Below are 12,084 nucleotides of genomic sequence, written 5' to 3' on the forward strand. Positions count from 1 at the left end.
TCACACCCGGACTACAGGACCTTGAAGGTGTTCCACAGGACGGACATCGTCTGGCGGGTGTCCGGCTGGTCCCATTCGGCGTCGGGGGCGGTGAACGTGACCTCGTACGCCGTGTCGCCGTCCACCGAGACGTGCCGGGTGACGGCGTGCGTGGTCACGTTGTTCAGCGCGGTGTAGGTGTACTCCCAGACGCTCGACTCCCACGTGTCGTCCCCGAACGAGGAGGACTCCAGCCGGATCTGCGCGTAGTCGGTGAGCGTGGCCTCGTCCTTGGCCGTGGTGAGCGCGCCGAGGCCGTCGTCCTTGGTGGCAGGGACCTTCTTCACCTGGACGCGGCGGCCCGAGCTCTTCGGTCCGAGGTAGGTCACCGCCTGGTTGGAGGCCGAGACCGTCCAGTCCTGCGGGACGGCGACCGACGCCCCGGCGCCCGTCCGGGCCTTGAAGCCGGAGGGGATCTCGGTGGTGGCGGGCGAGGCGTCGGGCTCGGTGGAGGTGGAGGGGTCCGCCGGGCCGGAGGCGACGGGGGCGCCGGCGTCCGGAGGGGCGGCGGTGTCGTCGCGGGGCGCGGAGGAGGTCGGCCACAGCACGAACAGCAGGGCGGCGACGACGCCGACGATGCCGACCCCGGCCAGCACGAGCAGCACGGGGGAGCGGCCCTCGCGGGTGTCGTCATCGGCGGCGCGGCGGCGCGGCCCGTCCGGCTCGTCGGAGCGGCGCGCGCCGGAGGGCTTGCGCCGCGGCCCGAAGGGGTTGTCGCTCGCGATGTCCTTGGCCAGGCGGTCGGCCAGGTCGGGGGAGGTGGACTCGGGCCAGACACGCGAGTCCGGCGTCCCCGCCACCAGCGCGTCGCGGGGCGAGCGCGGGGCCGTGTCGAACTGCGCGCCCGGATGGGACTCCGCGGGCCTCCTGAGCGCGTCGTACCGGTCCGCCTGCGGGCCTGAGTTGCTGCGCAGCGCGTCATAGCGGTCCGCCTGAGGTCCCGAGCCGCTGCGCAGGGCGTCGTACGGGGTGCCCTGAGGTCCTGAAGTGCTACGCAGCGCGTCGTAGGGGTCGGCCGACTGCGGGCCCGAGGGGCTGCGCAGTGGGTCGTACGGGCTGCTCTGAGGTCCTGAAGTGCTGCGCAGGGCGTCGTACGGGTCGGCCGACTGCGGTCCCGACGGGCTCCTGAACGGGTCGAACGCGCCGCGCTGGGGCCCAGAGGAGCTGCGGAGCGCGTCCGGATCCGCCGGCTGCGGCCCGGAGGGACTGCGCAGCGCGTCGTACGGGTCGGCCGGATGCGGGCCGGAGGTGCTTCGGAGCGCGTCGTACGGGTTCGACTGGGGCCCCGAGGCGCCGCCGGGCATGTCGAAGGGGCCGGACGTGCTCTTCAGTGCGTCGTACAGGCCGGGCTGAGACCCGGAGGCACCGCGCGGCGAGTCGAAGGAGCCCGCCGGAATCCCGCCCGAAGGGCTCTTCAGTGCGTCATACGGGCCGCGCTGCGCGTCCGTGCCGCCGTCCAGCGCGTCGTGCCCGGGCTCCGGGTGGGACGGCACGCGCACCGGCCCCGACGGGGTCTCGATGATGCGCGAGGGCAGCGGCCCCGACGGCGGGTCCAGCGGCGGCAGCAGGTGCGCGGGCGTGGAGTCGCCGCGTGTGGGCAGCGGCGCCGCCAGCGGACGCTCGCCGTGGCGGATGGGCGGCAAGCCCGACCCGTGGCTGCGCAGGACCCGTTCCAGCAGGTCGGCGGCCTGGGCGGCGGGCATGCGGTCGGCGGGGTTCTTGCGCAGCAGGCCCTCGACGACGGGCAGCAGCGCCCCGGCCCGCTGCGGCCGGTTGGGCTCCTGGGTCAGCACCGCGCCGAGGACGGCCACCGCGTCCGGCCCCTCGTAGGGTGGGCGGCCCTCGACGGCGGCGTAGAGCGTGGCGCCGAAGGACCACAGGTCGGCGGCGTGCGTGATCGGACGCCCCTGCAGCCGCTCCGGCGGGATGTAGGCGGGCGAGCCCATCAGCAGGCCGGTCTGGGTGATCGTGACGTCGCCCTCGATGGCGGCGATGCCGAAGTCGGTGAGCACCACGCGGTCCGCGGTGAGCAGTACGTTCCCGGGTTTGACGTCCCGGTGCAGAATGCCCGCGGCGTGCGCGTGGCGCAGCGCGTCCAGCACGCGGACGCCGATCTCGGCGGCCTGCACGACGGGCAGCGGCCCGCTCTGGCGTACGGCCTGCTCCAGCGACCAGGCGCGGACCAGCTCCATGACGATCCAGGGACGGCCATCCTCCTCGACGACGTCGTGGACGGTGACGATGCCGGGGTGGCTGAGCCGGGCCGCCGACCTGGCCTCGCGCAGCATGCGCCGGTGGGCGACCTGCTTGCCCGCGTGGTCGAGGCCGAAAGGAAGGATCAGCTCCTTGACGGCGACATCGCGGTCGAGCAGCACGTCGTGCGCGTGCCAGACCATGCCCATGCCGCCACGCCCGACCGGCGAGAGCAGGCGATACCGCCTTCCCACCAGCCGGCCCTGACCCTCCGGCGCGACCCCCGCGCCGCCCAGCGGGCTCCGTCCCTCAGGCATGGAGGGCAGCCCCCCAAGCGCGCGATCCGTCGTCATACCGCGGTCCCCAATTCAGGCTCGTCCGCGTCATATCCCCTGTATGGATCATGTATCGAGCTTCTCGTCAAGATGACGCTGGCTCATACTAGAGTCAATCCAGGGCCAAAGGGAATTCAGTCCGCCTTTAGGTCTCCGCCAGTGCGACCAGCGCCGAGGTGAACGCCTCGGTGGGCGGGCTGACCAGCCCGGCCCCGACCTGCCCGGTTCCGGCGACCCTGCCGGCGATGCCGGTGTTGACGATCGGCAGCAGCCCCGTCCGCGCGACCAGCGCCACGTCGATGCCGACCGGCGTCCCCCGGAACCCGAGGCCGGGGATCTGATACGCCGGGTGCTCGGCCAGCGTGATCTCGTACATCCTCCGCGTGGCGGCGACGGCGTCCGCGACGTCCCCGCCCACGAACCGGACGATCGCGGGGGAGGCCGCCATGGCGAACCCGCCGAGGCCTGAGGTCTCGGTGATGGTCGAGTCGCCGATGTCGGGGTTGGCGTCGTCCGGGCCGTAGGCGCCCAGGTAGAGGCCGTTGGGGACCCCGGCGGGGCCGGTGAACCAGCGGTCGCCGAGCCCGGAGACCTGGACGCCGAAGTCGGTGCCGTTGCGCGCCATGGCCACGACCAGCGACGAGCCCGGCACGCCGCGTGCCGCGTCCGCGCCCACCTTGCCCGCCGCCATGGCCGCGTTCAGGAAGAAGTGGTCGTTGCCGTTGATGAACCGCAGCACCTCGGCGGCGCGCTCGGGCGCGGCGTCGACGATCGCGGGGGCGAGCTCACGGACGAGCAGCGAGGTGGCCGCGCGGTTGCGGTTGTGCAGCTCGTCGCCCATCTGGAGCGCCTGGGCGATCAGCGAGCGCAGGTCGATCGGCCCGCTCAGGGCGAGGGCGGCGGCGAGGACCGGCCCGAGCACATCGCCCATCCAGCGCAGCCGCGCGATCACCTCCGGCCCGTAGGCGCCGTACCGCAGCACCTTGCCGAGGCCCTCGTTGAGCGAGCAGTACGCGGAGCCGCCGTGCTCGGCGTCGGCGATCTCGAACATCCACATGGACGGCGTCACCACCCCGGCCATCGGGCCGACCGCGCGGTGGTGGTGGCACGGGTCCAGGGTCACGCCGCCGGAGGCCAGCAGCTTCTCGGCCTCCCCGGCGTCGGCGGCGAGGCCCTCGAACAGGGCGGCCCCGATCAGCGCCCCCCGCATCGGGCCCGAGGCGCGCTCCCACTCGATCGGCGGGCCGGCGTGGAAGAACGTTCCGCGCGGCAGGTCGAGCACCTCGCGCGCGGGCCGCACCCCCACCAGGTGGGGACGGGCGGAGGTGAGCCTGCCGACGGCGATCTCGTTGGCCCGCGCGCGCCGCGGGTCGGCGAGCACCTTGGCCAGGGCCTCGGCGGTGCCCGGCAGTGGCGGGCGCCAGTCGACGCCGAGGCGCGGCACCGCCTGCTCGTCCAGGGCCTCGGCGAGCAGGGCGGCGCCCACCGTGATCACGCGTGGCTCTCCCGCGAGCACGGACGGCGTGGGTGACGAGCTCACAGCGCACTCCCGATCAGGCCCGCGGCGTGCCTGGCGGCGGCCGCGTTGGAGGTGAACACCGACGCGCCGGCCGCGACCAGCGCGTCCGCCTGCCGGCGCAGGCCCTGCGGGTCGGAATCGGTGCCGACGAGGGTCACCACCACGGCCGTCCCGCGCTCACGCGCCTCGCGGATCGCCGGGGCCAGCCGGGCGGAGGGATCGGGGTCGGCTGCGTGGCCGAGCACCACGTCCAGCAGCGCGACCCCGCCCGTACGGGCGAGCGCCTCCAGGCGCAGCGCCGGGTCGATCATCGGGTGCGCGCGGCCCCGCGTGTACTCGTCGTCGCCGAAGTCGGTGAACGTGCCCGTCCCCGCGACGATCCGCGCCTCCGCGCACAGCGTGCCGCCCGAGTACAGGCCCGACAGCCCGCCCGGCCCGGCCTCCTGCGGGACCGTCCAGGACGGCCAGGCGGGGACGGGAAGGCCGAGCGCCTTGAGGGCCTTCTCGGTTGCCGCGGTCAGGTCGTCCTGGCCGGGGCCGAGCAGGGCGGTGACCATGGGCGTGGACAGGCCCTCGATCGCCCGGCGCACCGTCTCGGCGACCTCGGGGGCGGGCGGTTTGGAGATCAGGACGATCAGGCCGGTGGACGGGTCGGCGTCCAGCGCGGCCAGGGCCGCCAGCGTGGAACGGCCGCCCACCGCCGCCGACAGGTCTCTGCCGCCGACGCCGAGGACGTGGCTCACCCCGGCGCCCGCGTGGTCCAGCAGGCAGGTCACGTGCTGGGCGCCGGTGCCCGAGGCCGCCACCACGCCCACCCGGCCGGGCCGCAGCACGTTGGCGAAGCCGAGCCCGGCGCCGCCGACGACCGCCGTGCCGCAGTCCGGGCCCATCACCAGAACGCCGCGTTCCTGGGCGCGCTCCTTGAGCAGGACCTCCTGCTCGACGGGCACGTTGTCGCTGAAGATCATGACCGAGAGCCCGGCCTCGACGGCGTCCATGGCCTCGGCGAAGGCGTGGTCGCCCGGCACCGACACCAGCGCCAGCGTCGCGTCCCACGCCCGGGCGGCGGCGCGCGTGGTGCGCGGCGGGCTCTCGACGGCGACGCCCCCGCCGCCGCGCGCGCCCCCGGCCAGCTCGGCGAACTGCCGTCTCAGTTCCTCGGCCGCCTCGCCCAGCGCCTGGCCCGACTCCGCGCGGATCGCGACGAGCAGGTCGGACGGCCCGGCGGGCGGCACCTCGAACCCGGCCTCACGGGCCAGGCCGACGTTCAGCTCGGTCGCCATGGCCACCACCGCCACGTCCACCCCCGGACGGGAGATCAGGGCCTGGCTGACCCGCATCAGGCTCACCGAGTCGTGGTAGAGCCCGGCGCGTACCTCCACAAGATCCGTGCCCGTGGTCAACGGTCCCCCACCGTCCCTCCCACAATCGGTGATCAATCGTCGTTCGCCGCATTCCCCGCGCGAACGCCCGCCGTTCACGCGCCCGCTCGCGCCTTCTCGCCCAGCGTCACCACCGCGGCCGCGCCCATGCGCAGCCCCCAGGCCAGATCGGCGCCCGAGGTGTGGCCGAGCCTGAGTAACCGCAGTACGGCGGGCTCAAGGGGATGATGCCCCGCCAGGCCGCGCAGCACCGCGACGGCCTCCGCGCACGCCTCGCCCCGGGCCGCGCAGTGCAGCAGCGTGGCCGAGATCGGCGTGGTGCGGGTGCCGGCGTCGAAGGCCACGGTGGCGGCCAGCCAGTCCGCCAGCCACACCGCCCGGCCCACGCCCGCCGCGTCGCCCAGCCTGCGCAGCGCGACCAGCACACCCGACAGCATGTCGTCGCCGCTCGGCGTCAGCCCAGGGCCGAGGCCCATGAGCTGCTCGGCCGCGGTGATGGCCGACATCAGCGAGCCGTCCGCGCAGCCCCGCGCGAGCAGCGCCGCGCCGCCGTCCGGATCCAGGCCGGGCCGGCGCGGGGACGTCTCGCACACCTCCGCCAGCCTCGGCAGCGCGGCCCGCAGCCGGTCGAGCTCCACGGCACCGAGCGGGGGCGACGGATCCCACCAGCGGCGGACTCGCACGGTCGTGCGGCCGATCTCGATGCCCCCGTCGCCGACGGTGGCATCGTCGCCCGGCGACACCCGCGGCAGCGGATCGCCGAGCACGACCGAGTTGGGCAGGCGCGTCGCCTCGCCCGTGATGACGGCCACCACCGACGGCTCGATGTCGGTGCGTATCTCCAGGTAGACGCCGAGCGGGAACACCGCCAGCACCCGGGCGGGGCGCCGCGGCGCGTCCAGCGCGGGCCGCAGGGCGGAACTCGCCGCGCCGAACGCCTCGGTGTGCGCGGGCGCGTGCGCTCTTGTGCGCGTCCCCAGTGTCACTCGGCCTCCCCGCCAGTCTGGGGAGACCGTAGAACGGTCCCGTTAGACCCTCGTACGGAGAAAGCTGCCAACACTTCCCCGGAGAGTTGGCTCTTGTTGACAGACATGATGTTCCGTCAGAATCACGAAAACGGCGCTTCACCCTGGAGCATGACCATGACTGCGGACCCCTCACCCCCGGCGATGCGTTTGGCCTCCACGGGCACCATCATTCACGGCGTGTCCGTGGGGGAGGTGCTCGGCGTCTCGACCCTCGCCGGAGCCCGCCTGATCGGCGGCAGGACCGGCCTCGACCGCATCGTCCAGCGACTCAACGTCATGGAGGTGCCCGACATCCTCGCATGGGTCAAACCTCACGAACTGCTGCTGACCACCGGGTACCCGCTGCGCAACACCCCCCAGTCCCTCGGACGGCTCGTCGCCGACCTCGACGAACGCGGCCTCGCCGCCCTCGGCATCAAGCTCGGCAGATACGTGGACGAACTGCCCGCCGAGATGGTCGAGCAGGCCGACCGGCTGGGGTTCCCGCTCATCCTGCTGCCCAACGACGTCGGCTTCGACGACATCCTCAACCAGGTGCTCACCGACATCCTCAACCGGCAGGCCGCGCTGCTCGCCCGCACCGAGGAGGCGCACCGCGCGCTCGTCCAGATCGTCCTCGCCGGGGGCGGGCTGCGCGAGGTCGTCGCCGAGGTCGCCGGACTGCTGGACCTGGCCGTGGCCGTCGTCGACCCCACCGGGCAGGTGCTGGAGGCCTCCGGCGACCCCTCCGTGCCGCGCGCCGCGCCGCCCGTCTCCTCCGGCGACTACACCGTCGTCCCCGTCGTCGCGGGCGGGCACCACCACGGCCGTATCGTCGCCCACCACCCAGCCGGCGCGATCAGGGACGGTGACATCGGCATCCTGGAGCGTGCCGCCACCGTCGTCGCCCTCGTCGTCACCCGGCAGGAGGCCGTCACGGCCGTCGAGAGCAAGTACCGCGCCGACTTCCTCCGCGACGTGCTCACCGGCAGGGGCGGGTCCCGCATCGCCGCCCGCGCCCGCGCCTTCGGCTGGGACCTCGAACGTCCCGTCAGCGTGCTCGTCGCCGAGATCGACCCCGAATGCGACATCCCCCCGGACCGGCTGCTCACCGCGTGGACGACCGCCCTACGCCGCCACGACCCGGGCGGCGCCGTCGCGGGCTTCTCCCACGAGGTGGTGGCCGTCGCCGGCGCGGACGTCGACATGACGCGCCTCGCCAAGGACGCCGTCGCCGCCTTCGCCGACTCCCGTCCCGCCACCTTCTCCACCGGCATGAGCAGGATCGCGCAGGGCGCCGAATCGCTGCCCGACGCCTACGGCCAGGCGCTCAAGGCGGCCAGGGTCGGCCGCCAGCTCCACGGCTCCGGCGCGGTCGCCCACTTCGACCAGCTCGGCGTCTACCGGCTGCTGTCGCTGGTCAACGACACCGCCGAGCTGCACGCGTTCGTCAAGGAGACGCTCGGCCCGCTCGCCCTGGACGAGGACGCCGAGAACATCGACCTGCGCCGCACGCTGCAAGTGCTGCTGGATACCAACCTCAACGTCGCCGAGACCGCCCGCCGCCTGCACTTCCACTACAACACCCTGCGCTACCGCATCGGCAAGCTGGAACGCATGCTCGGCAACTTCACCGAAGACGCCCACCTCCGCCTCAACCTGACCCTGGCCCTCCACGTCCTCCGCATGCGAGGCATCTGAGGGCCCGCGCCGCCGTCATCCGAAGCGTGTCGCTCCTGTCCCGGCGGCGAGCGAAGGGATTTCACGCCGCCGGCGCTCGGGGAATCAGACGGACGTCGACGTCGGCGCCCAAGGCGTGCGCCAGACGCTCGACCACGGGCAGCGTGGGGATCGTCCCGCCGGCCTCGAATCGAGCCACCGCGGATTGCGTCATACCGGCCTCACGTGCGAGGTCGCTCTGGCTCCAAGCGCGCGCCTCACGCATCTGCCGCACGGATTTGCCGAGTTCGTAGGCGATCCGCGCCGCCACGTACTCTTCCACCGCCCCCGGCTCCGCCATCCGGCGATCTCGAAGCTCACGCCAGCCCGACTGCCCGCTCATACCGCCTCCTCCTCATCGGGCGTGTGCGCCTGTTCGATGCAACGGCGCAAAGCCCGTCTAGCCCGCTCGACTTCCCGTTCCTCGTGCCGCCGCGCCTTCCTGAACACCGTCAGGAGCACGATGCGCCGGTCAGGGGCGATCCAGTAGGTCACCCGGAAAGCAGCGTCATCCAAATAGAAGCGAAGTTCACGTAGCTTGCCGTCGAGTTGCCGTGTGTACGGCTCTCCTAGCAAGGGCCCTTCCGCCGCCAACAAGTCAACATAGAAAGCCGCTCTCGCGAACAACGCCATGGGCAGATGTTCGAGCCACTCCCGAACCTCTGGTTCCAGCTCTACCGTACCCCAGCTCATAGCGTTGATGCTATAAACAATCACTCTCTGTTGTCATGCAAATGCGAAAAGTGGTCACGTCACGTGAAGATCTGCTTTGCCGGGCCGGGTCGCGCGCTCATCGTGTGGCCTCCTGATCCGGAACGCCCTCGCGGACGCCCTGCCGGTGCCTACGGCATTGGCGTCGGGGCGCTGTCGGCCTAGGGTTGCCGGGTGTCCATCGAGCAGTTGGTCCACAACCGGCAGAACGGTGTGACCGGGGGTATCTGGCGGGAGCACGGCGTCGTCCACAAGATCCTTACGCACCGCCGTGGGCAGGTGCCGGCGCACTGGGCGTCCTCGGCCGACCCGCGGCACTGGAACTTCTGGCGCCGCGAGGCGCTCGTCTACGAGACCGGCCTTCCCCGCCGCCTCGGCCTCGGCGCTCCCGCGGTCGTGGATATCCGGGAGACCGGAGATGGGGACATCGAACTGCTGCTGGAGGACGTGAAGGGACGGCACTCGTCGCAGCTGTCCGTCGACGACATCACCGAGACCGCCCGCGCTCTGGGACGAAGCCAGGGACGTGGGGATCTTCCCGATCACCCGTGGCTGAGCCGAGGCTTCCTGGCGGACTACAGCACCTCACGGCCCGCGGACTGGAGCCTCCTCGACGAGGACCGGGCGTGGTCCCAGCCGCTGATCAAGGACCATTTCTCCCCGGATCTCCGGGATGGACTTCTGCGACTGCATCGCGACCGGCGGCGGCTCCTGTCGCTCATGCGGGCGCTGCCCCGGACGGTGTGCCACCTGGACGTCTGGCCCAACAACGTCTCCGGCGCCCGGACGGTGAGGTGGCCCTGCTGGACTGGGCCTTCGTGGGCGACGGCGCGCTGGGAGAAGACGTCGGCAACCTCGTCCCCGACTCCGTCTTCGACCTGCTCCTGCCCCACCAAGAGCTCGATCACCTCGACGCCCGAGCCACCCAGGCCTACCTCGACGGTCTCGCCGACGCCGGCTGGACCGGTGACGCGCGCCTGGTGCGGCTCGGCATCTGCGCGTCCGCGGTGAAGTACGACTGGCTCACGGTCAGATGTCTCGAGATGGCTTCGGCCGATCGGCACCCTGACTACGGCGGCGAGGCCACCGTCGACGCGAACGCCGGCTACGCCGCACGAGCCGCCGGCCTGTCCCTCTGCGCCCGCTGGGCCCGCGAAGCGGAACTGCTCGCCCGCGACCTGGGGCTGTGGTGATGCGTCTTTCTCGCCATACAGGATGTTCACGGTCGCTCGGATGCCCACATGGGAAATGGGTGCATCGCGGCGAATTCCGGAGGTCTCCACGCCCATGGTGATCATGACGCCGATATCCAGGCCGGGCAGGCAGCAGGGTGCGGCAAGACGATTCACGTTGCGACCGGGCGACAGCGCGGTCCGAGCCCTGAATCGGACCTATGTCTACCCGACCTGTACGGCTTGATCCCTCTGCTACGGGACGAAGTCGGCCCACCACGTACGGGCGTGATCGAGCAAGGCGGCTGCTATCGATGAAGAGTCCAGGCGCACGGTCGGCCGAGCGCACGGCGAACTCCACCTTGACGTTGCACCTGGCGTTCCTGTCCATGGGCTACCAAGTCGGTGTCTGGGCGTTCTCGCTGCCGGTGGTGGTGGACCGGCTTCAGATGAGCGTGCAGCAGCTCGGATTCGCGCTGGCTCTGATGGCGATCACGTCCATCGCCGGGTCCCTCGTGGCGGGGAGGCTCGCGGCCACTCGAGGCCCCTCGGAACTTATGGCTTGGTCGCTCGTCTGGAGCGGCCTTGGGTACGCGCTGATGTCGTACCTCGGGTCATTCGTCACGTTCAGCGTGCTCGCTGGATTGACTGGTTTCGGTCTTGGTCTTCTCGATGTGGCGGCGAACGTCCGAGGTGCGGCAGTGGAGGCGGAGCAGGCCAGGACCTTGCTGCCAAGGCTGCACGCGCTGTTCAGTCTGGCCGCGGCGGTAGGTGCGCTCACAGCGTTCGTGATGACCGGCGATCAAAGCCTCATCGTCGCTTTCCTGGTTGCCGGGGTCAGCTGCATTGTCACAGGTGTCCTCGTGATCGTGCGGAAAGGCGACTTGGCCGCTTCCGATCCCGCTGCGGCGGCGGACGACGTGGAGAACGGCTCGTCTTGGGCGGACGACCTGCGCTTCATGCGTAAAACGGCAATTGCCTTCGCCTTCGTGCTCGTCTGTTGCGCGTTCACCCTCGACGCGACTCTTGAGGGGTTCTCGGCACTCTTCATCAGGCAGCTCCCCTTCCAGGGGGCGGCTCAGAGCGCGATCGGTCTCGCGGCCCTCTATCTCGCCGGTGCGACTGGGCGGGCCTGCGCCTCCCTGGTCATCAGAAGGTTTGGGGAGTGGCGGACCGTGCTCGTCGGACAAGCGGTGGCCACGTTGGGTGTGATCATGTTGGTGTCGAGCCCGGTTGCTGGTGCCAGCGCGGTCGGGATGCTGCTCATCGGCATCGGTATGTCCCCGATCGCCCCCATCGCCTACTCCGTGATCGGGCGCAGCTATACCGCGGCCGATCCGGGCCGCGCGACGGCGTACCTGACAGCGGCCGGATACGTGACCTTTGTGCTCGCGCCGATCATCATCGCATTCGTGGGCCGAGATTCGGTCGCCAAGGCATTCCAGCTGCTCCCGGTGCTTCTTGTGGCGATGGCCGTGATGACGATCTGGTTCGGCCACCAAGAGCGGGTCGCCGCTCGCCGAGCGGTGCAATGCGCTCCCTTGCACTGTCCCCAGCGAACTGAGCAGACGCTTTGCGGATCAACGGATGGTCGATCTCGTTCAGCGGTACGCGAGCGGGCGGCAGTTTGGCGATGCCCAGGTCCTCACGGAGACAGCGGACAGTGGGACGACTAGGTATCATGCTTCCTCCACGCCGCCGAGCTCCTCGATCTGCTCCTTGGACAGTCCGGACACGAGCGCCACCCTTGCGGCATGCGTGCCGTCTAGTTGTGCCATCGCCTCCTGCATCGCCGCATGCAGCTCCGCCTGACGGACCTGCAGGTACACGCGTACGGCCTGTGCCACGAACTCCTTTTTCGTTACGTGCAGGAAGTGCGCGCCATGAGAGATCAGACGATCGGTTTCGGCATCCACCTTCAAGGGAGCCACGTTCGAGCCAGCCATAACAAACCTCCCGGTACTAGTACCCAATGGTACCGGAGTGGAGCGTCGTAGCCGGTGAGTC

General features: G+C 71.5%; 11 protein-coding genes. 3 read left to right on the plus strand and 8 right to left on the minus strand.

The genetic code is table 11. From position 1 onward, the window contains the following. Window positions 1-11: 11 nt before the first annotated feature. The 4 genes from AB0M95_RS04170 to AB0M95_RS04185 all read right to left on the minus strand — a co-directional run bounded on the left by AB0M95_RS04170 (window position 12) and on the right by AB0M95_RS04185 (window position 6,454). Entirely contained in the window at window positions 12-2,549 is a 2,538-nt protein-coding gene (locus AB0M95_RS04170; protein WP_363759197.1) for a protein kinase, read from the minus strand. A gap of 163 nt (window positions 2,550-2,712) precedes the next feature. After that, window positions 2,713-4,107: a DUF1116 domain-containing protein gene (locus AB0M95_RS04175; RefSeq protein ID WP_363759200.1), complete on the minus strand. Its 1,395-nt coding sequence runs from the start codon at window positions 4,105-4,107 to the stop codon at window positions 2,713-2,715. Then, the gene (locus tag AB0M95_RS04180; RefSeq protein WP_363759203.1) at window positions 4,104-5,489 is read right to left on the minus strand and encodes an FdrA family protein; all 1,386 of its coding nucleotides are present in this window, start codon (window positions 5,487-5,489) and stop codon (window positions 4,104-4,106) included. The genes AB0M95_RS04175 and AB0M95_RS04180 overlap by 4 nt, the downstream gene beginning before the upstream one ends. A gap of 74 nt (window positions 5,490-5,563) precedes the next feature. After that, the gene (locus tag AB0M95_RS04185; RefSeq protein WP_363759206.1) at window positions 5,564-6,454 is read right to left on the minus strand and encodes a DUF2877 domain-containing protein; all 891 of its coding nucleotides are present in this window, start codon (window positions 6,452-6,454) and stop codon (window positions 5,564-5,566) included. Window positions 6,455-6,610: 156 nt separating this feature from the next. Between AB0M95_RS04185 and AB0M95_RS04190 the strand changes: the two genes are divergently transcribed. Further along, window positions 6,611-8,176, plus strand: coding sequence for a PucR family transcriptional regulator ligand-binding domain-containing protein (locus AB0M95_RS04190; RefSeq protein WP_363759209.1), 1,566 nt, complete (start codon window positions 6,611-6,613; stop codon window positions 8,174-8,176). Window positions 8,177-8,237: 61 nt separating this feature from the next. Here AB0M95_RS04190 and AB0M95_RS04195 read toward each other — a convergent pair whose 3' ends face one another. From AB0M95_RS04195 to AB0M95_RS04205, 3 genes are read right to left on the minus strand one after another with little or no spacing between them, the layout of a single operon-like run. Next, window positions 8,238-8,537: a helix-turn-helix transcriptional regulator gene (locus tag AB0M95_RS04195; RefSeq protein ID WP_363759212.1), complete on the minus strand. Its 300-nt coding sequence runs from the start codon at window positions 8,535-8,537 to the stop codon at window positions 8,238-8,240. Beyond that, window positions 8,534-8,887, minus strand: a complete 354-nt coding sequence (locus tag AB0M95_RS04200) for a type II toxin-antitoxin system RelE/ParE family toxin (RefSeq protein WP_363759215.1) — start codon at window positions 8,885-8,887, stop codon at window positions 8,534-8,536. Before AB0M95_RS04200 ends, AB0M95_RS04195 begins: the two co-directional genes overlap by 4 nt. A 54-nt stretch (window positions 8,888-8,941) precedes the next feature. Then, window positions 8,942-9,451 (minus strand): hypothetical protein, encoded by a 510-nt coding sequence (locus tag AB0M95_RS04205; protein WP_363759218.1) that lies wholly within the window; start codon window positions 9,449-9,451, stop codon window positions 8,942-8,944. A gap of 248 nt (window positions 9,452-9,699) precedes the next feature. On the opposite strand from AB0M95_RS04205, the gene AB0M95_RS04210 reads away from it, so the two are divergent. Next, a complete protein-coding gene (locus AB0M95_RS04210) occupies window positions 9,700-10,098 on the plus strand; it encodes a hypothetical protein (RefSeq protein ID WP_363759221.1) in 399 nt (132 codons plus the stop codon). A gap of 293 nt (window positions 10,099-10,391) precedes the next feature. Next, the gene (locus AB0M95_RS04215) at window positions 10,392-11,753 is read left to right on the plus strand and encodes an MFS transporter (RefSeq protein WP_363759224.1); all 1,362 of its coding nucleotides are present in this window, start codon (window positions 10,392-10,394) and stop codon (window positions 11,751-11,753) included. Window positions 11,754-11,756: 3 nt separating this feature from the next. Here AB0M95_RS04215 and AB0M95_RS04220 read toward each other — a convergent pair whose 3' ends face one another. Next, window positions 11,757-12,023 (minus strand): hypothetical protein, encoded by a 267-nt coding sequence (locus AB0M95_RS04220; protein WP_358509877.1) that lies wholly within the window; start codon window positions 12,021-12,023, stop codon window positions 11,757-11,759. Window positions 12,024-12,084: the final 61 nt, after the last annotated feature.

Source organism: Sphaerisporangium sp. NPDC051017, from assembly GCF_040683095.1.
Taxonomy (GTDB): domain Bacteria; phylum Actinomycetota; class Actinomycetes; order Streptosporangiales; family Streptosporangiaceae; genus Sphaerisporangium.